Source organism: Bacillus sp. 522_BSPC (assembly GCF_001076885.1).
Lineage (GTDB): Bacteria > Bacillota > Bacilli > Bacillales > Cytobacillaceae > Niallia > Niallia hominis.
This window is the reverse complement of the sequence record NZ_JVDT01000265.1, coordinates 1-19,381: the sequence shown is the minus strand read 5'-3', so window position 1 is coordinate 19,381 and position 19,381 is coordinate 1. Positions and strand designations below refer to the sequence as shown.

Annotated in this window: 17 protein-coding genes and 3 other annotated features; of the genes, 15 read left to right on the top strand and 2 right to left on the bottom strand. The window is 35.1% G+C overall.

What is annotated here, in order from left to right:
* Positions 1 to 392 precede the first annotated feature (392 nt).
* Positions 393 to 1,670, bottom strand: coding sequence for an MFS transporter (locus ADJ83_RS22200; RefSeq protein WP_031536758.1), 1,278 nt, complete (start codon positions 1,668 to 1,670; stop codon positions 393 to 395).
* A 172-nt stretch (positions 1,671 to 1,842) separates the two neighbouring features.
* Between ADJ83_RS22200 and ADJ83_RS22195 the strand changes: the two genes are divergently transcribed.
* The 8 genes from ADJ83_RS22195 to trpA all read left to right on the top strand — a co-directional run bounded on the left by ADJ83_RS22195 (position 1,843) and on the right by trpA (position 9,563).
* Positions 1,843 to 2,484: an MOSC domain-containing protein gene (locus tag ADJ83_RS22195; protein WP_031536759.1), complete on the top strand. Its 642-nt coding sequence runs from the start codon at positions 1,843 to 1,845 to the stop codon at positions 2,482 to 2,484.
* A 61-nt stretch (positions 2,485 to 2,545) separates the two neighbouring features.
* Positions 2,546 to 2,796 (top strand) — a binding site (T-box leader).
* Positions 2,797 to 2,841: 45 nt separating this feature from the next.
* Positions 2,842 to 3,076, top strand: a binding site (T-box leader).
* An 89-nt stretch (positions 3,077 to 3,165) separates the two neighbouring features.
* The gene (gene trpE, locus ADJ83_RS22190; RefSeq protein WP_031536760.1) at positions 3,166 to 4,563 is read left to right on the top strand and encodes an anthranilate synthase component I; all 1,398 of its coding nucleotides are present in this window, start codon (positions 3,166 to 3,168) and stop codon (positions 4,561 to 4,563) included.
* Positions 4,544 to 5,128: an anthranilate synthase component II gene (locus tag ADJ83_RS22185; protein WP_031536761.1), complete on the top strand. Its 585-nt coding sequence runs from the start codon at positions 4,544 to 4,546 to the stop codon at positions 5,126 to 5,128. Before trpE ends, ADJ83_RS22185 begins: the two co-directional genes overlap by 20 nt.
* On the top strand, positions 5,125 to 6,150 hold the full coding sequence (gene trpD, locus ADJ83_RS22180; protein WP_031536762.1) for an anthranilate phosphoribosyltransferase: 1,026 nt from the start codon (positions 5,125 to 5,127) through the stop codon (positions 6,148 to 6,150). Before ADJ83_RS22185 ends, trpD begins: the two co-directional genes overlap by 4 nt.
* Position 6,151: 1 nt before the next feature.
* On the top strand, positions 6,152 to 6,937 hold the full coding sequence (trpC, locus tag ADJ83_RS22175; protein WP_031536763.1) for an indole-3-glycerol phosphate synthase TrpC: 786 nt from the start codon (positions 6,152 to 6,154) through the stop codon (positions 6,935 to 6,937).
* Between the two features lie 6 nt (positions 6,938 to 6,943).
* A complete protein-coding gene (locus tag ADJ83_RS22170; RefSeq protein ID WP_031536764.1) occupies positions 6,944 to 7,555 on the top strand; it encodes a phosphoribosylanthranilate isomerase in 612 nt (203 codons plus the stop codon).
* 17 nt (positions 7,556 to 7,572) lie between these two features.
* Positions 7,573 to 8,769 (top strand): tryptophan synthase subunit beta, encoded by a 1,197-nt coding sequence (gene trpB, locus ADJ83_RS22165; protein ID WP_031536765.1) that lies wholly within the window; start codon positions 7,573 to 7,575, stop codon positions 8,767 to 8,769.
* Between the two features lie 2 nt (positions 8,770 to 8,771).
* Positions 8,772 to 9,563 (top strand): tryptophan synthase subunit alpha, encoded by a 792-nt coding sequence (gene trpA / locus ADJ83_RS22160; protein ID WP_031536766.1) that lies wholly within the window; start codon positions 8,772 to 8,774, stop codon positions 9,561 to 9,563.
* A gap of 154 nt (positions 9,564 to 9,717) precedes the next feature.
* Here trpA and ADJ83_RS22155 read toward each other — a convergent pair whose 3' ends face one another.
* Positions 9,718 to 10,632, bottom strand: coding sequence for a LysR family transcriptional regulator (locus ADJ83_RS22155; protein WP_031536767.1), 915 nt, complete (start codon positions 10,630 to 10,632; stop codon positions 9,718 to 9,720).
* A 633-nt stretch (positions 10,633 to 11,265) separates the two neighbouring features.
* On the opposite strand from ADJ83_RS22155, the gene ADJ83_RS22150 reads away from it, so the two are divergent.
* The 7 genes from ADJ83_RS22150 to ADJ83_RS22120 all read left to right on the top strand — a co-directional run bounded on the left by ADJ83_RS22150 (position 11,266) and on the right by ADJ83_RS22120 (position 19,310).
* Positions 11,266 to 12,978, top strand: a complete 1,713-nt coding sequence (locus ADJ83_RS22150; RefSeq protein WP_031536768.1) for an ABC transporter ATP-binding protein — start codon at positions 11,266 to 11,268, stop codon at positions 12,976 to 12,978.
* Between the two features lie 190 nt (positions 12,979 to 13,168).
* The gene (locus ADJ83_RS22145) at positions 13,169 to 14,137 is read left to right on the top strand and encodes a multidrug resistance efflux transporter family protein (protein WP_031536769.1); all 969 of its coding nucleotides are present in this window, start codon (positions 13,169 to 13,171) and stop codon (positions 14,135 to 14,137) included.
* 360 nt (positions 14,138 to 14,497) lie between these two features.
* Positions 14,498 to 15,274, top strand: coding sequence for a Cof-type HAD-IIB family hydrolase (locus ADJ83_RS22140; RefSeq protein ID WP_031536770.1), 777 nt, complete (start codon positions 14,498 to 14,500; stop codon positions 15,272 to 15,274).
* Positions 15,275 to 15,371: 97 nt separating this feature from the next.
* Positions 15,372 to 15,586: a binding site (T-box leader), on the top strand.
* Between the two features lie 76 nt (positions 15,587 to 15,662).
* Positions 15,663 to 16,760: a glutamate 5-kinase gene (proB, locus tag ADJ83_RS22135; RefSeq protein WP_031536771.1), complete on the top strand. Its 1,098-nt coding sequence runs from the start codon at positions 15,663 to 15,665 to the stop codon at positions 16,758 to 16,760.
* Between the two features lie 16 nt (positions 16,761 to 16,776).
* The gene (locus tag ADJ83_RS22130) at positions 16,777 to 18,024 is read left to right on the top strand and encodes a glutamate-5-semialdehyde dehydrogenase (RefSeq protein WP_031536772.1); all 1,248 of its coding nucleotides are present in this window, start codon (positions 16,777 to 16,779) and stop codon (positions 18,022 to 18,024) included.
* Between the two features lie 79 nt (positions 18,025 to 18,103).
* Complete coding sequence (locus tag ADJ83_RS22125) at positions 18,104 to 19,003, top strand: AEC family transporter (protein ID WP_031536773.1); 900 nt, start codon at positions 18,104 to 18,106, stop codon at positions 19,001 to 19,003.
* A gap of 127 nt (positions 19,004 to 19,130) precedes the next feature.
* Complete coding sequence (locus ADJ83_RS22120) at positions 19,131 to 19,310, top strand: hypothetical protein (RefSeq protein WP_031536774.1); 180 nt, start codon at positions 19,131 to 19,133, stop codon at positions 19,308 to 19,310.
* The last annotated feature ends 71 nt before the right edge of the window (positions 19,311 to 19,381 follow it).

Below are 19,381 nucleotides of genomic sequence, written 5' to 3'. Positions count from 1 at the left end.
TTTCTCGCATCTCCCGTAGGAGTCGAGCGGACACCTCTCCAAACTAACTTATTATTTGCTTTCAAATAAATATAACCTCATTTAATTTGCAGAACTAGACATTTTCAGTGCCCTCCTCGCTGCGCTGCGGGGTCTCAGCCTTTCCTCTATTTCCCGCAGGAGTCGACCGTCNTCCGCTCCATTTCACTTCATTTTTAAACCTTTTTCTAAAATATAAATACGAACGATCATGTAAACTTACCGCACAATCGTTAGTATTTATTGTTAGCTGAAATGTTTATGTCCCAGTCTCTTTTGTATGTTTTTATAAGTGTTTGTTTTTCAATAATAACAACCAATGAAGTACAATTATGTATGTGCCTTCATTGGTTAAATATTTATATAAACTTATTTTAATTCGTTTTTGTTTCATCAATGTGTTTTAAACGAAAGAAAGCAGCAACAGCAGCGATTAAAGTAATCGCGCAAAGCAAATAAAATTGAAAGTGCTCCATATGCTTCATTAAAATAGCCATAATAGGTGGTCCAGCTGCCACTCCAATAAAGCGCATACTACTATAAATGCTTGTGATGGTTCCTCTTTCTTCCTTTTCAATCCCTTCTGTTATTAAGGCATCAAGAGGGGGTAAGCTTCCTCCAATTCCGATACCTGCAAACGTAAGGAAGATAATAATGAACCACATTTTTTCTGAAAAATTGAGAGCAATTGTTCCAGTAATTATCGCTAGTAAGCCAATAAATGTTATCCAGCGCATTAAATTTTTGTCTTTTTTTATTTTTTTTCCAGTAATGTAGGAAGTAAGGCATAATGCTCCGAGCGGCATGGAGAGATATAGCCCTTTTTTAATATTTTTAATATGATAATGCTTTTCCAATATATCTGATAAATAAAACAGCTCCGCAAATAAAACGAACATAACAATAGCTCCAATAAAGAAAATGGCGTACAGCCATTTTTTGTCTTGGTGCAATATTTCTTTCGTATGTTGAATAAATTCTTTGAACGGTAAAGGCTTTTCTTTACTTTTTGGTGATTTAACAAAGATCATTATTAAAACGATGGAAATGAAACAAAAGACAGGAATAGACATAAAAGGGATATACCATATAAATCCTGCTAAAAATGCTCCTAGGATTGGACTAAGTACTTTTCCAAATGTATTGGCTGTTTCAATAATCCCTAATGTACTACTCACCTCTTCTTCGTTTTTAAATAAATCGCCTACTAATGGTAATACAATTGGGAATGCTCCAGCTGCACCAACACCTTGAAGTGCTCTTCCGAGAAGAATGACCCAATAGCTATTATCTATTAACCATGCAGCAATTCCTGAAATGACCCCACCAATCCCAGCGATAATTAAACTTGGAATAATCACCCGTTTTCGACCGATGTGATCCGATAAATAGCCTGCTACGGGTATCAATATTATCGCTAAAATAGAATATACAGTAATAATCATACTTACTTTAAAAGAGGATATATTCAGCTTTTGTTCAATTGATGGCAATACTGGAATCAGCATGCTATTTCCAAGGGTCATTACTAACGGGATGGAAGAAAGTGAGAATATCGACATTTTAGAAACCTTTACATTTTGTTTCTTAGTTGTCTTGTGCATTTTATTTGTAAGGTTACCTATTCTTTTTTCATCATTTACATGATCCATTTTCATTCTCCCTGCTTTCAAATAGTTAACTATAGTTAATATGTACAGGTGAGATAAAAATTAACGCGATTTTCTCCCTCCAAAAAATGGTTATTTCACTTTTGCCAACTCCTTTCTTCTTTTCTTTAACTAATATGATATGATGAAATAAAAATGATGGTGGTGTGTAAAAGTGGGGGAAGTTATTGCTTTAAGCATTGGTAAAGAAAAAGCATTTACATGGAAAGATAAAATGGTTCATTCGGCAATTGGAAAAGAGAAAGTGGAAGAAGTGTTATTAACAGTTGATGGCTTTGTTGGCGATGGTGTTGCGAATAAGGCTTTTCATGGTGGGAAAGAAAGAGCGGTATGCTATTATCCTTTTGAACATTATAAAAAGTGGGAAGAGGAATTTAAAATAAAGCTTAATCCACCTGCTTTTGGAGAAAATATTTGTGGAACAGAATTTACGGAACATAATACATATATTGGCGATATCTTTTCTTTAGGGAAAGCGATTGTACAAGTAACCCAAGGAAGGGTTCCTTGTTCTACTATTTCAAAATATAATGAAGTGGACACATTTTTAAGCAGAATAGTGGAAACTTGTTATACGGGCTATTTTCTAAAAGTTATCGAAGAAGGAATGGTAAATGCGAATTCAAGCTTTCAATTAATAGAACGTCCCCAAGATAAAGTGTCCGTTTGGGATGCAACGAAAGTGATGCTTCTAGATCGTAAAAATAAAGATGCGATGTTAACGATATTACAAATCGAACAATTAGCAGAGGATTGGAAAAACCGCTATAAAAAAGCGCTTGAAAAAATCAATTAAAATTTTTAGTGGAAAATAGTTGACTTTTATTATATAGTTCCATATCATATAAGTAACATATCGAACGGCAATGAAGAAGAGTAGTACCTTTATTGAAAACCTCAGAGAGCTGGTGGTTGGTGCAAACCAGTGTGGACGATAAAGAGAATGGACTTCTGAGCTTCTAAACCGAACCAATTTTTTGTAGTAGGCTTTAGCGAACGTCTCATCGTTACAAGAGACAGAAATTTAGTTGTATTTCGACGGATTTCTTAAAGTGAGCTTAAATTATTAAGCTAATGAAGGTGGCACCACGGGTCTCTCGTCCTTTTTATAGGAGAGAGGCCCTTTTTGTTTTATAAAAAAATAACTAATACTGCAAAAGCAATGAAGAAGAGTAGTAAGTATAAACACGATGTTAAAGAGAGTCGGTGGCTGGTGTGAACCGATACATTCCTTATACTGAATGGACTTCTGAGTGTGAATCTGAAAATATAGTAGGGTTCAACGGTATCCTCCGTTATCGGGATAGAGTATAAATTGTACTCGAAAAGTGAGAGTGAATAATCACTCTAACCTGAGGTGGTACCGCGGTTAATTAATCGTCCTCTATCTGCAAAAGAATCATGCAGATAGGGGACTTTTTTTGTTGGCTAATATTCAATGTTTTAATAAAAAGCGTCAAACAAGGAGGATTTAATGATGAAAACCAATATTTTATTAATAGATGAAATTCAAGGAGATACATTAACGCCTATAGGGATTTATCAAAGACTATCTGGAAAAAAGAAATTCCTGCTCGAAAGCTCTCTAAAACATGAAGATTCAGGACGATATTCCATCATAGGATGTAATCCAACATTTGAGCTTATTGGAAGTGGTTTTGAAACAATGATTCTTGATGGAGATAAACGAGAAATAAGAAAAGAAAGGGCACTTGATTTGGTAAAAGAATTCTTGCCAGAAAATCAAGCAGAACTTCCTCATTTCTTGCCAGTAAATGCAGGAGCATTCGGTTATGTAGGCTATGACAATATAAGGCAATATGAATATATCGGTCCAGACGCTAAGGATGAAATAGGAATACCAGATGTGCATCTTATGTTTTTTGAAGATTTAGTAATTTTTGACCATTTAGAACAAAAAGTTTATTTGGTTGCAAGTCCATTAAAGGAAACGACAACAGAACAAGAGCTAAGATTTCGACTGCAGATTAGAAAGCTAGAGGTCACTGCTCCTTATAAAGAGGACTTACCGGAAGTGAAACTAACTCCATTTCAGGCAAGCATTTCGAAAGAGCAATTTATCGAGAAGGTTAACAAAGCAAAGGATTATATTTTGGAAGGGGATATCTTCCAAGTAGTTCCATCCCAAAGGATGACTGCTGAAATAGAGGGATCTGCTTTTTCTTATTATCGAAAACTTCGCATTAAAAATCAGTCACCATATATGTATTTTTTCGATTTTGAGGAGTATGCAGTGCTTGGAAGTTCACCCGAAAGCTTAATTAAAGCAGTTAACGGAAAAGTAATAACAAATCCAATTGCTGGAACGAGGCCAAGAGGGGCGACGTTGGAGGAAGATATAAAGCTAGAGCAAGAGCTGTTGGTAGATGAAAAGGAATTAGCAGAGCATAAAATGCTAGTTGATTTAGCAAGAAACGATGTTGGAAAAGTTAGTGGTTTTGGTAGTATCTCTGTTGATAAGTATATCAAAGTAGAAAAGTATAAGCATGTTATGCATCTTGTTTCAGAGGTAAGCGGAGAATTAAAGAAAGATTTCAAATGTGTAGATGCACTTGTTTCTTGTTTACCTGCCGGGACAGTATCAGGAGCTCCTAAAATACGTGCTATGCAGATTATCAATGAATTAGAAGGAACAAAAAGAGGAGTCTATTCAGGGGCTGTTGGCTATTTTTCAAAAAATGGAAACATGGACTTTGCCCTAGCAATTCGCACAATGGTTATTAAAGACAAAAAGGCATACATTCAGGCTGGTGCAGGGATCGTGCATGATTCTGTTCCAGTAAAGGAATATGAGGAAACGATTCATAAACTAAAATTATTCTTGGAGGAACAGCATGATTTTATTAATCGATAATTATGACTCTTTTACGTATAACTTATTTCAGTATTTAGGAGAATTAGGGGAAGAGATTACGGTTGTTCGAAATGATGAAATTTCGATTGAGGCAATTCGTCGCTTAAATCCAGAACGGATTGTTCTTTCACCTGGACCAGGTAGACCTGAAAATGCAGGCATTTTAATTGAGCTTATTCAAACTCTTTATCAGGAGTTTCCGATTCTTGGCATTTGTCTTGGACATCAGGCAATTGGATATGCATTTGGATCAGAAGTAGTAAAAGCCTCTAATGTAATGCACGGGAAAACATCGAAATTAAAGGTAACAAATAACTCCGTTTTTCGAAATATAGAAGACCCGGAAGTGATGCGATACCACTCTCTTGTTATTAAGAAGGATACATTAAATGAGGAATTCGAAGTCTTGGCTAACTCAACAGACGACAACGAGATTATGGCGATAAAGCATAAGAAGTATCCGTTATATGGCTATCAGTTTCATCCAGAGTCAATAGGGACTGACTGCGGAAAACAGTTGTTGAAAAATTTTATCATGGAAACTGGAAAGGAAGTTCAAAGATGAAAGAATACGTAGAAAAATTAATGGCGAATCAATCATTAACGGAAGCTGAAATGGAAAATGCGGCAAGCCTCCTTTTTTCAGATGAAATAACAGATACAGAGATTGCGGCTTTTATTACAAGCTTAAAAATGAAGGGAGAAACAGTAGAGGAAATAGTCGGTATCGTAAATGCTGTACGAAAACAGACTCTCCCTTTTTCCGAAACAATAATGGGCTGTATTGATAACTGTGGTACTGGTGGAGACAGATCTCAAAGCTTTAATATAAGCAGCACTTCAGCATTTGTTTTAGCAGGAGCAGGAATACCTGTAGCTAAGCATGGAAATCGCAGTATTTCTAGTAAAACAGGAAGTGCAGATGTCTTAGAAGAACTAGGAATAAAACTAAATGTGACTCCAGAACAGAATATTCGTCAATTAGAAGAAGTAGGAATTACATTTCTATTTGCTCAGCATGTTCAACCGAAAATGGGCAGAATTATGAAGGTTCGAAGAGAATTAAAGCTTCCAACGATTTTTAATTTAATTGGACCATTAACAAACCCAATATCCCTTGAAACGCAAGTATTAGGAATATATAGAAGTGATTTACTTGTAACTTTTGCTGAAAGTTTAAAAAAATTAGGCAGAAAGCGAGCTGTTGTTTTAAATGGTGCAGGCGGAATGGATGAAGCCTCTTTACAAGGTGATAATCAACTGGTGATTTTGCAAAATGGAAAAATAGAGGAAACGATCCTTAATCCAGAAGATGTAAACCTCCCTTATTATACAAATGGAAAAATACGTGGAGGAGACGCAAAGGAAAATGCCACAATATTATGGAATGTCTTAAAGGGGAAAAAGGGTGCTTATCGTGATACGGTACTTTTAAATGCAGGCATCGGTATTTATACGGCAGGAAGAGCTGACAGTATTATCGAAGGAGTAAATGCAGCGAAGGAAAGTATTGATTCAGGAGCAGCACTTCATAAATTAAATCAATTAGTGGAGACAAGCAAAGAATTCGAAGGGGCAGGGATATAAAGTGGAAACCATCTTGGATAAAATTATTGCAAAAAAAAGCGAAACGATTGAAGAATTATATAAAAGAAAAGAAGAGTTGAAGACAGTCGTTCAAAGCAAGGAAAGAAGATCGTTATTAAATAAAATAATGCAGGCAGAAGCATTATCCGTAATTGCTGAGTTTAAGCGGGCTTCTCCATCAAAGGGAGATATCAATGTGGAGAAGGATCCAAAGGAACAAGCTAAAATGTATGAATTATATGGTGCAGATGCTATCTCTGTGTTAACAGATGCCCCCTTTTTTAAAGGATCATACGAGGATTTGGCAAAAGTGAGAGAAGCGGTTAATTTGCCCATTCTATGCAAGGATTTTATTGTTGATAAGATTCAAATCGATTTCGCTAAAGCATATGGTGCAGACCTCATATTACTAATAGCAGCTGCATTAGAGGACGAAAAGCTACATGAATTATATACGTATGCAACGAAATTAGGGCTGGAAGTATTGCTTGAAGTTCATAATGAAGAAGAATTGGAAAGAGCCTTAAAAACAGATGCTCCGTTAATTGGTGTGAATAACAGAGACTTAAAAACATTTGAAGTATCACTGGAAACAACCGAAAAATTAGCTGGGAAAATTAAGAATAGTGGCAGATACATGGTTAGCGAAAGTGGTATAGCCACATTTGATGATATTTTAAAGGTTACATCTAGTGGAGCGAATGCTGTTTTAGTTGGGGAGACCTTTATGAAAGCAACAGACCTTGAAAGCAAAATCAAAGAAATGAAAGTATCTTTGGGGGCTTGAGATAAAGTGAAAGTAAAAATTTGTGGCATTACAACAAAAGATGCAGCAGCATGTGCCGTTCAATATGGAGCGGATGCATTAGGCTTTGTATTTGCGAATAGTAAACGGAAAATAAATCCAGAAAAGGCGAAAGAAATTATTGATACTCTCTCTAATGATTTAATGAAGGTGGGCGTATTTGTCAATGAGACTAAAGATAATATAGAGAAAATTGTGAAATTATCAGGTATTAATACAATTCAGCTTCATGGAGATGAAACGCCAGAATTTGCTTCAAGCTTTTCTTTGCCAATAATTAAGGCATTTAGTATATCATCCAAAGAAGATCTTCAACAAGTAACTGCTTTTCCATGTGAATATGCCCTACTAGATAGTCCAAGAGGAAAGTATCATGGAGGAAATGGAATAGCATTTGACTGGAGCATAATTAAAAATTATGACTTCGGCCAAAAGAAAATTATCCTTGCTGGCGGATTAAATATATCAAACTTAGCTGAAGCCATCCAAATAACCAATCCTTTTATGGTGGATGTTAGCAGTGGAGTGGAAACGGATGGAAAGAAAGATTTAGCGAAAATCAAGAATTTTTTACAAATTGGAAAAACAGTTCATATTTAAGAAAAGAGGGAGCTATCATGGCAGAAACATATGCGTTTCCAGATAAAAGAGGACATTTCGGGTTGTATGGAGGTAGATACGTACCAGAGACATTGATGCAGGCAGTAACAGAACTTGAAACAGAATATAAGAAAGCGCAGCAGGATCCAGCTTTTCATAAGGAATTAAATAATTTGCTTAAGGATTATGTCGGAAGAGAAACACCCCTTTATTTTGCAGAAAATCTAACAAAATACGCTGGTGGCGCAAAAATTTATTTAAAGAGAGAAGATTTGAATCATACAGGAGCTCATAAAATTAATAACTCCTTAGGCCAAGCATTACTGGCAAAAAGAATGGGCAAAAAGAAAGTTGTAGCGGAAACAGGAGCTGGACAGCATGGTGTTGCCACAGCAACAGCCTGTGCGCTATTAAACTTAGAATGTACGATTTTTATGGGGGAAGAGGATATTAGAAGGCAAAAGCTGAATGTATTCCGAATGGAATTACTAGGAGCAAAAGTAGTTGGCGTTACTTCTGGAAGTGCCACACTTAAGGATGCTTGTAATGAAGCCTTACGCTATTGGGTAACAAATGTTGTTGATACTCACTATATTTTAGGGTCTGTAATGGGACCACATCCATTCCCAATGATGGTCCGTGATTTTCAAAGTGTCATTGGGAAAGAAGCAAAAAAACAATACGTTGAAAAAGTCGGAAATCTTCCAGAAGCGATCGTTGCCTGTATTGGTGGCGGCAGTAATGCAATGGGTATTTTTTATCCGTTTATCGAGGATGAAAGTGTTGCTTTATATGGAGTAGAGGCTTCGGGACATGGTCTTGGTACGGAAAAGCATGCTGCTTCCTTATCAAAAGGGAAACCAGGTGTATTACATGGCTCTTATATGTATTTGCTACAAAATGATGATGGGCAAATTCAAGAAGCACATTCAATTTCTGCAGGCTTAGATTATCCAGGTATTGGTCCTGAGCATAGCTATCTTCATGATATTGGACGTGCAACCTATGAATCAATCACCGATGATGAAGCTTTTGAAGCACTGCAGCTTCTTTGTAAAGTGGAAGGGATTATTCCTGCATTAGAGAGTGCTCATGCAATTAGCTATGCAGTAAAACTGGCTGCTAAGATGGATAAGGAAAAAGGGATTATTGTTTGCTTGTCTGGTAGAGGAGATAAGGATGTAAATACAGTGATGGAAAGAATGGGGGAATAAAAATGAAGACAATTCGAGAAGCCTTTCATGAGGGGCTTGAAAAAGGAGATAAAGCGTTTGTTCCATATATAATGGCTGGAGACGGTGGTCTTGAAACGTTGAAGGATAAAGTGCTTTTTCTTGAAGAAGCAGGAGCAACTGCCATTGAATTAGGCATTCCTTTCTCTGACCCTGTAGCAGATGGACCGATTATTCAAGCCGCAGGCATCCGTTCCCTTCAAGCAGGAACAACACTTAAAGGTGTATTTGAATCGATTCAATCTTTTAGAGAGTTAACTACTATTCCACTTGTGATGATGACCTATTTAAATCCTATATTAGCATACGGAGTAGAGGCATTTTTCCAAGACTGTGAAAAAGCATCAATAAATGGACTGATTGTCCCTGATTTACCGGTAGAAGAAGAAGTAATCATAGAAAAATTAGCTGCAAAGCATCATGTTGAAATAATCCGATTAGTGACATTAACAAGTCCGTTAGATCGAATTGAAAACATTGCAAAAAAAGGAAATGGCTTCTTATATGCCGTAACGGTAAACGGTATAACGGGATCGAGAACTAGCTTCCAAGAACATTTAGGTACACATTTACTAAAGGTTAAGGAAGTAAGTCCCATCCCAGTCCTAGCAGGATTTGGCATTTCTTCTCCAGAGCATGTTACAAGTATGACAGAATATTGTGATGGCGTAATCGTTGGAAGTAGAATCGTGGAACTTTTTTCAGAGAACAAGTTAGAGGAAATAAAGGAACTGATTGCTGCAAGTAAAAAAGGAAACACATTATCTGCTATTTAAAAGGTGGAATCCTCTCTTCTTCATTCTGGTTCAGAATAAGGAGGGAGGATTTTTGCCTAATCTGTTTGATAAGTAGTGAAATGATTTCGAGAGATAGAAGGGAAGAAATTCATCCGTAAAAGGGCTGTTCGAAAAGTTCAGCCCTTTTAAAAGATTATTCACCATATGAAAGATTTTGATATAGCTTATTTTCCTTCGTTAGCTCGGTGATAAGAGGGGAAACAGCATGCTGTTTAAAGGAAAATTCAGGAACGATAAAGGAAAAGTATCTGATGATTGGGACATTTTTAATACGTAATATACTAAGGGTATCCATAAACATTTCTTTCTGGACTGCATATTTAGAAACAATCGATATCCCTAAATCAGCTTCCACAGACTCTTTAATAATTTGTGTGCTTCCAAATGAGCGAACACTCGGTGGATCAAAGTTTTGGTTTTGAAAAAACTGATTTACTACTTCTCTTGTTCCTGAACCTTCTTCTCTAAGTATCCAAGTCTCATCATACAAATATTTTAATTCTATGGATGAAAGACTGGCAAAACGATGATTTTTACTAACGATAATGACAAGTTCATCTTCTTTAAATGGTGTTATGCTTAAATGTGGATGATGTTTCAAATGACTATCAATGATTCCTAAATCAATTTCTCCATGTAGCAATTGATCGATAATGCGATTCGAGTTTCTTATACTTATCATAGGATTATCATGTTTCTTGTCTTTTTTTATATAGTCTGCAATTACTTTCGGAAGTAAATATTCTCCGAATGTGAAGCTAGAGCCAATGGAAAGTGGACGGCTTTTCGTTTTAGAGAGGTAATCAATCAAATTATTCACTTCTTTGTACTCAGATAAAATTTTCTTTGCATGAAAATAAAATAATTCGCCTGCTTTTGTTAGTCTTACATATTTATTCGTTCGGTCTAAAAAGGTAACATTATACTTTTTTTCAAGTGCTTTAATGGAAAGCGTTACTGCAGATTGAGTAATATGTAAGCTTTCTGCTGCCCTAGTAAAATTAAGTTTTTCAGCAACTGTCACAAAGGTCAATAAATGATAATCCAAAAAAACACACTCCTTTAATAAACGATAGAATGGATGTTAAGACATATTAGTCGCAGTTTATATACCAAAATAGGCTAAAGGAAATTTATATAAGTAATAGAAAATTATCTTTTTCTATTATTATACTAAAAAGGAGTGTGGATAAAAACAGAAATTGATAGAATAGTGCAAAAATAATGAATATTTACTAAATAACTTTTTATCCATTTTATTGAATAATTAAACAATCAGACCATTCTCCTATTTTGTAAGGTATTTCGCTTGATTTATGTCGGATATATAAACTGAAACTTCCATTCGTAAGTTATGTTTTCACTGATGATAGTAGAAGCAGTCGGAGCTATACGGACAGTTGAACTTTTACCAACTATCTTCAAAATCGCATAAAGCTTGCAGGCAGATTTTTACTGTCCGTTAAGAAGTGGACAAATATTTATCTTGTGGAAATTGCAAATAACTACTATAATCAATAATGATTCTCAATATAGGTGAATGTAAAAAAGAAGAAAAGAATTGTTCGATGCAGACAGAAACTACGTAAATGGTATGATAGTATATCGTTTATGTAGTAACTGGAACGAATGATAAAAGAGGATAACAAATTAGAAAGGTTAGGTGTGAAGGAGATAAATTATGATTAAACGTTTTTTTTCATATTATAAACCACATAAAAAATTATTTACGCTCGACTTCTCAAGTGCAATCGTTGTTGCACTATTAGAGCTTGCTTTTCCACTTGCGGTTTCTTGGTATATTGATGATTTGCTTCCAGAAGGAAATTGGGGCACGATTTTATCCGTAGGTGTGGGATTACTGCTATTATATGTAACAAGTACCTTTCTTCAATACATAGTCAATTATTGGGGCCATAAACTTGGGATAAATATTGAAACAGATATGCGAGGCCAATTATTTACCCATGTGCAAAGACAATCATTTTCTTTTTTTGATAATACAAAAACTGGCCATATCATGAGTCGTATTACCAATGATTTATTTGATATAGGAGAACTTGCCCATCATGGACCTGAGGATTTATTTATTGCTTTTATGACATTTGTTGGTGCATTTTGGATTATGCTTACAATTAATATAAAACTAGCATTAATTGTTATCTTTATCGTTCCAATTCTAGTTTGGCTCATTACATACTGTAACAAAAGCATGAATAAGGCATGGGGCCATATGTATGGGGATATTGCAGATGTAAATGCTAGAGTGGAAGATAGTGTCTCTGGTGTACGTGTAGTTCAATCTTTTACAAATGAAGACTATGAAATTTCTAGATTTACAGTAAATAATAGAAGATTCCGTAAGGCAAAAATAGGTGCATATAAAGTAATGTCGCTTACGTCTTCTTCTGTATATATGTTAATGAGATTCTTTACTTTAGTAGTTTTAGTCTTTGGTGCTTGGCTAACCTTTCATGATCAAATGAAAATCGGGGAACTAGTATCTTTCATTTTGTTTGTAAATATATTGCAAAAACCAATTGATAAAATTAGTGCCATATTAGAACTATATCCAAAGGGAATGGCTGGATTTAAGCGTTTCTTAGAATTGCTAGATTCAGAACCAAAGATTTTAGATAAGAAAGATGCAATAGAAGTAAATGGATTAAAGGGAGATATTACACTACAGGATGTAACGTTTAGTTATGACAGTAATCCTGTTTTGAAAAATATTAATTTGTCCATAACTGCTGGTGAAACGATTGCTTTTGTCGGACCTTCTGGTGCCGGTAAAACGACGATTTGTTCGTTAATTCCTCGTTTTTATGATGTGAATAGTGGGAGTATCAAGATTGACGGAATGGATATTCGTGATATGACGATGAAATCATTAAGATCGCAAATTGGAATTGTACAGCAGGATGTATTTTTATTTACAGGTACGTTAAAAGAAAATATTGCTTACGGTAATTTAAATGCGTCAGATGAAGAAATTCATGAAGCAGTTAGAAGAGCACATCTCGAAGATTTAGTGCTTAAATTGCCAGATGGTTATGAAACGCAGATTGGTGAAAGAGGATTGAAGCTGTCAGGTGGACAGAAGCAAAGAATCGCTATTGCTCGGATGTTCCTAAAAAACCCGCCCATTCTCATATTAGATGAAGCGACTTCTGCACTTGATACAGAAACGGAATTAATTATCCAAAATTCATTAAATGAGCTAGCTCAAAACCGTACAACACTAGTGATTGCACATCGCCTTGCGACCATTCGCAACGCTGATCGCATTGTTGTAGTTACAGAAAATGGGATAGAAGAAGAAGGAAAGCATGATGAATTATTAGCACAGAACGGGATTTTCGCTAACCTTCATCGTGTACAATATCAGCGTTAAGTTTAAGGTCTGTACTTATAATAGTACAGACCTTATTGGGTTCCTTTTATCCTTGATCACGGATTGTTATTATTTTTTACTCGACAACATAAAGAAAACTCAATTTACAAAAACACTAGGATAAATATTCAATATGCGATATATTGGATATAAGTTATTGGGTTATTCGATTAAAGAGAGGGGTAAATTATTGAGACCGATTATTTTAGGGATATTTGCAGCGCTATTTTTTGCGTTTACATTTGTGTTGAATCAGTCGATGGAAATAGGTGGAGGAAGCTGGTTATGGAGTGCCTCTTTACGTTATTTTTTTATGTTGCCACTCTTAATTTTAATTGTGGTGTGTAGAAATAACTTAATGGTTGTATGGCAAGAGTTAAAAGAAAATCCTGCTTCTTGGTTAATATGGAGTACTGTTGGTTTTGGTTTCTTTTACGCTGGGATTTGTTTTGCGGGTGCATATGGACCAGGTTGGCTTGTGGCGGGTACTTGGCAGCTTACAATCATTTCTGGCATATTTCTCACACCTTTATTTTATGAAAATAAGATTGGAAGAGATGGAAATCTTCAATCAGTTCGAAAAAAAATACCGTTAAAAAGTTTAACTTTTTCCATTTTAATCGTTGTTGGAGTCATCATTATGCAATTAGAATTTGCTGTATCTATTTCTCTAAAGGATGCTTTATTTTGTCTTATTCCTATACTTATTGCATCATTTGCGTATCCGTTAGGGAATCGAAAGATGATGGAGCTTTGTAATGATAGATTAGATGTTTTTCAACGTGTATTAGGAATGACAATTGCAAGTCTTCCATTTTGGATTCTATTATCTATTATTGGTGTATTAACAGTCGGGCTTCCTGGAAAGCAGCAGGTAGGTCAATCAGCAATCGTGGCAGTATTTTCTGGTATTATTGCGACGGTATTATTTTTTGCAGCAACAGACTTAGTTAAAGACAATATGGTTAAATTAGGGGCTGTAGAAGCAACACAATCATTGGAAGTTTTATTTGCTTTGTTTGGTGAAATAATCTTTTTATCTTCTCCTTTACCAACCTCTATTAGTCTTCTCGGTATTTGTTTTGTAATGCTTGGGATGATTTTGCATAGTGTATATTCGAGTAAGAAAATACACATAAATAGTAGCATTGAAGCATAATCATGGTTTTTGTGACTGAATATTTATTTCAATCATGAAAGATATGTTAAGAATGTAATAACTATATGAAGTTTATTTGGAGTTATCGGAATTTTTTACTTTTTCAAAAGAAATCGTTATACTATGTTAATATGTAGGAATTAATGCTTGTAGATAAAGTGTTGATAAAAATGAATGGCATGTAAGATGAAATTTATTTGTCCAAACAGTAAACAAGATTAAATAGTAATCATCTTACATAGTAAAAAAAGATGCTTTGGCTAAGCAAGATATGAAGCTAGGGCCTTAAGAAAGTGGTATTCTGTCAGTCGTATTTTTTGGCTATCACTTCTAAATATAAAAATTAGGAGGAAAAGCAAAGTGACGAAAAAGTTGGAAGATAAGGACATTAAGCTGATTGCTCTTGACATGGATGGGACATTATTGAATGAAAAAGGGGAAATACCAGAGGAAAACCGAAAAGCAATTAAAGAAGCCCACGATAATGGATTACATGTTGTGTTAAGTACAGGTCGCTCTCTTGCTACTTGTAAGGATCACGCAAAAAGTCTTTTATTAAAATCATATTTAGTTACAGTAAACGGTAGTGAAATTTGGGATACAAAGGGAAATTTAATTGAAAGAAATCTTGTGGATGCCAATCATATCCAATGGATGTGGGGCCTAGCACAGCAACACAAAGCAAAAATGTGGGCAACTAGCTGTGATAAATTATGGTTTGATGAGATGCCGGAAAATGTAAGAGAATTAGAGTGGCTAAAGTTTGGTTTTCATATTGAAGATAATCAAATTAGAGAAAAGGTTTTGAACAGTTTACAAGAGAAGAAATGTTTTGAAATCAGTAATTCATCCCCTGTAAATATTGAGGTAAATGCATTAGGAATTAATAAAGCAAGAGGCCTCAAAAAAGTATGTGAGCTATTACATATCTCAATGGATCAGGTATTGGCAGCTGGAGACAGCCTGAACGATATTAGCATGATTAAAGAAGCTGGCATAGGAGTGGCAATGGGAAATGCTCAGGACTTTGTAAAGGAGACAGCAGATGTTGTAACCTTAACAAATAATGAAAATGGAGTAGCCCATGCAATAAGAAAATGGGCTCTAAATAGAGAAGCTGCAGAAATAAAAAACTAGTTTTTCTGTTCTTCACACTAAAAATTATTTTTTCTGGTCGATAAATAAAAAAACAATTGAAACCACAGAAAAAACTGCTTATAATAAGTAAAAAGAAAAATGAACGAAGCGAAAGGACTAGTATGTGAGACGCTTTTATAAAAGAGAGTGAAGTTTATAAGCTGAAAGACTTCATTATAAAAGTTCACAGAACCTACCTTTCAAGTCCTATTACAATAGGCGCATTTCTTGCGTTATCAGACAGAGTGGAATCAATTGTTTGAATTGATTCAATAAAGGTGGTACCACGGAAAGCCCTTTTTCGTCCTTTTATAAGGAAATGAAAAGGGCTTTTTTCTATTTCTTTGTAAAAATAGGCGCAGGTTTACTAAAGTTCGGAGGAAATAACATGGAGAAAAAAAGGATTGTCGTAAAAATCGGAAGCAGCTCTCTCACAGATTCAAAGGGTGCAATCGACCAATCAAAATTAGGGGACCATATTGCAAGCATTGCCAATTTAAACAATAGTGGCCATGAAGTATTATTAGTTTCTTCTGGTGCTGTCGCGGCTGGTTTTGCAAAATTAGGCTATCCGGCAAGACCAGTCACACTCAAAGGAAAGCAGGCTGCAGCTGCTGTTGGTCAAAGCTTATTAATTCAAAGCTATAATGAACAATTAAGTAAGTATGGCATAGTGCCAGCACAAATTTTAATAACGCGCAACGATTTTTCCAAGCGAGATCGATACCGAAATGCCTATTCCACGCTTACAGAATTATTAGAAAGAAATATTTTGCCTATTATTAATGAGAACGACACTGTATCTGTAGAAGAATTAACATTTGGAGACAATGATATGTTATCCGCTCTCGTTAGTGGTCTTATACATGCAGATCAATTGATTATTCTTACAGATATTAATGGTTTGTATAACAAGAATCCGAAAGAAGACCAAACAGCAAAACGAATTGATTATTTGCCGGAAATTACAGAAGTATGGAAAAACGTAGCAAAAGGTAGTGGATCAAAGGTTGGAACAGGAGGTATGAAATCAAAACTCATTGCAGCAGAAACAGCATTGTCATTAGGTGTAAAGGTATTCATTGGAAAAGGATCGGGTGAAAATAAGTTAATTGATATTATGGATGGTAATGGGGATGGAACTTATATTGGTTCCGATGCGTTAACATTGATTAATAGTAATCGTCAATGGATTTCACTGCATTCCACCGTACAAGGAAGCTTGTATGTCGATGAAGGGGCAGAAATTGCTTTGGTTCATAATGGGAGTAGTTTATTACCAGCAGGGATTTATAAAGTAGAAGGTATTTTTGAAAAAGGGAATGTAGTAGAGGTATTTGGTATAAATGGCATTATTGGAAAAGGTGAAGTGCTTTACTCTTCTGAAGAATTAAAAAAAATCATCACACAAAGAACGGCAGAAAAAAGACTGGATAAAAATCCGAAATTGGAAGTAATTCACCGTGATAAATGGGTGAAAATTTGACAAGGGAGAGATGAAAATGGGAGAGGTTTATCAAAAAGGTGAATTAGCAAAGAAAGCAAGCTATCAATTATTAAATAAATCAACAGATGAAAAGAATGATGCATTATTATTAATTAGTAATCAATTATTAGAAGATAAAGACTTGATTATGGCAGCGAATAAGGTCGATCTTGAAAAGGGAAAAGAAAACGGTCTTACTTCTTCTATATTAGATCGAATTATGCTGGATGAAAAAAGAATGAAGGATATGGCTTCCGCTTTAAAGGAGCTAGTGAAGCTGAAGGATCCAGTGGGTGTAGTAGTGGAAGAAATAGAAAAAGATAATGGTCTAAAAATACTGAAGAAAACAGTTCCAATTGGAGTAATGGGCATGATTTATGAAGCAAGGCCAAATGTTACCATAGATGCGGCAAGCCTTGCCTTGAAAACAGGAAACAGTATTGTCTTAAGAGGGAGTTCTTCAGCGAAGGAATCAAATATAGCACTTGTTCATTCCATTCATAAGGCACTTGAAAAATCAGCTTTGCCTAAAGAAGCTGTTCAATTAATCGAGGATACGAGCAGGGAAACGGCAAAAGAGCTATTCCATTTAAAAGAATTCTTAGATGTTTTAATACCTCGTGGTGGAAAAGGGTTAATTGAAACAGTAGTAAGAGAAGCAACTGTTCCTGTTATTGAAACTGGGGCTGGAAATTGTCATTTATATATCGATGAAACAGCTAATATCGACATGGCAAAAAAAATCAGCTTAAACGGAAAAACTCAGCGCCCATCTGTTTGTAATGCTCTAGAAACTATTTTAATAGAAGAAAAATGGTTTAAGCAAAATGGATTATCGCTATTACAAGCATTAGACAATAGAGGAGTCGAAATTTACGGTGATCAAACAGTTTGTGCTGCATATGAAACAGCAATAGAAGCGACAGAAGATGATTGGTATACAGAATATTCTGCTTTAAAGATTAGTATAAAGGTTGTAAAAGGAGTTATGGATGCAATCAATCATATTAATAAATATGGAACAAAACACTCAGAAGCAATCATTACCGAGAATAAAGAAAATGCAACTACTTTTTTAGCAGGAGTGGATGCAGCAGCAGTCTACCATAATGCTAGTACTAGATTTACAGATGGATTTGAATTCGGCTATGGAGCGGAGATTGGCATAAGTACACAAAAACTTCATGCAAGGGGACCAATGGGACTAAATGCATTAACATCTGTTAAATACTTCATTTATGGAGATGGGCAAGTCAGAAACTAACAGCAGGGTGGAAAAATTCTAGAAAGTGTAGACTCTACTTTTAGATGAAGCCATACATTAGGTAGATTGGATGATGATATTGGAGTATTTAAGTATTTTATTACCGATTTTCTTTATTTTCGCTGTTGGATTTATTGGGCAAAAGAAGCTTCATATTGACATTAAATCTGTATCAGCTGTATCTGTTTATTTAATGACACCATTATTGTCATTTAGTGTATTTTATGAAACAACTTTTACAATGGACTATTTGTATATGACGCTTTATGCATTAACTTTAGTGTTAGGTATTGTTGCTATTGTTTATGTTATTGGCTATTTTAGAGGGTATTCGGTTAGGAAGACATGTGGGATGATTTTATCTTCCGCATTTATGAACAACGGCAATTATGGCACACCACTTGTTTTATTCGTGTTCGGTGAGCCTGGCTTACATTATGCAGTTATTTTAATGGTTATTCAACAATTAATCATGGTGACGATAGGTGTCTACTATGCAGCGAAAGGTTCTGTTGACGACGGGAACGGAACAGATACCTTAAAGAAAGTGCTAAAGGTACCTGTTATGTATGGGGCGATATTAGGTACTATTTTTCATTCCTTGCAAATACCGATTGGAGAAACAATGCTAGAAGCTATTAAACTAGTTGGAAATGCAGCTATACCAACTGTGATGCTTGTATTGGGCATCCAGCTCGCTAATGTAAGTGTCAGAAAAATTGCCTATCGACCTTTATCCATCTCTTTGTTATTAAAGCTAATTGTCTCGCCAGTTATTGCCTGGCTTCTGACATTCATTTTGCCAGTAGATGAGCTATTAAAGCAAATCATGATCCTACTTGCTGGAATGCCAGCTGCAGCAAACACGACACTTTACGCTGTTCAATATGGAACAGAACCAGATTTTGTTTCTAGTGCGACTTTATTTAGTACATTAGCTAGTTTAATAACGCTGCCTGTTATTTTATCTCTCATATAACTACACATCTATAAAATATCTTTTCGATATTTTATAGATGTGCTAATAAAACTCATTGAAGTTGAACAAGAATGATAAATCCTTAAACTTTAATCGAATGTAAAAATCTAATCAAGAGGGGGTTAATATGAAATCGACTAATGATAAAAAAAGAGAAATACAAGCTAAATATAGAAAACTAATTAATAAAGATAATAAAGAGGATAATAATGATAAGGTTACTGAAATTATAGCTGCGATTTTTGGGGTACTTTTTTTAATAATCTTGTTATTAAATGTATTTATAAAGAGGGTTGGACAAAACTAAATAACTAATCATTAAAGACGAACAATGTTTAATTTAGCTCTTAAATAAAGCTACTTAATCTCTGTTTTTAA

Bases quoted from the DNA above. Each gene is read 5' to 3' on its own strand.
- ADJ83_RS22130 (WP_031536772.1), top strand. From the start codon at position 16,777: ATGGGAGAGGTTTATCAAAAAGGTGAATTAGCAAAGAAAGCAAGCTAT.
- trpE (WP_031536760.1), top strand. From the start codon at position 3,166: ATGAAAACCAATATTTTATTAATAGATGAAATTCAAGGAGATACATTA.
- trpB (WP_031536765.1), top strand. From the start codon at position 7,573: ATGGCAGAAACATATGCGTTTCCAGATAAAAGAGGACATTTCGGGTTG.
- ADJ83_RS22120 (WP_031536774.1), top strand. From the start codon at position 19,131: ATGAAATCGACTAATGATAAAAAAAGAGAAATACAAGCTAAATATAGA.
- proB (WP_031536771.1), top strand. From the start codon at position 15,663: ATGGAGAAAAAAAGGATTGTCGTAAAAATCGGAAGCAGCTCTCTCACA.
- ADJ83_RS22150 (WP_031536768.1), top strand. From the start codon at position 11,266: ATGATTAAACGTTTTTTTTCATATTATAAACCACATAAAAAATTATTT.
- ADJ83_RS22185 (WP_031536761.1), top strand. From the start codon at position 4,544: ATGATTTTATTAATCGATAATTATGACTCTTTTACGTATAACTTATTT.
- ADJ83_RS22200 (WP_031536758.1), bottom strand. From the start codon at position 1,670: ATGGATCATGTAAATGATGAAAAAAGAATAGGTAACCTTACAAATAAA.
- trpA (WP_031536766.1), top strand. From the start codon at position 8,772: ATGAAGACAATTCGAGAAGCCTTTCATGAGGGGCTTGAAAAAGGAGAT.
- trpD (WP_031536762.1), top strand. From the start codon at position 5,125: ATGAAAGAATACGTAGAAAAATTAATGGCGAATCAATCATTAACGGAA.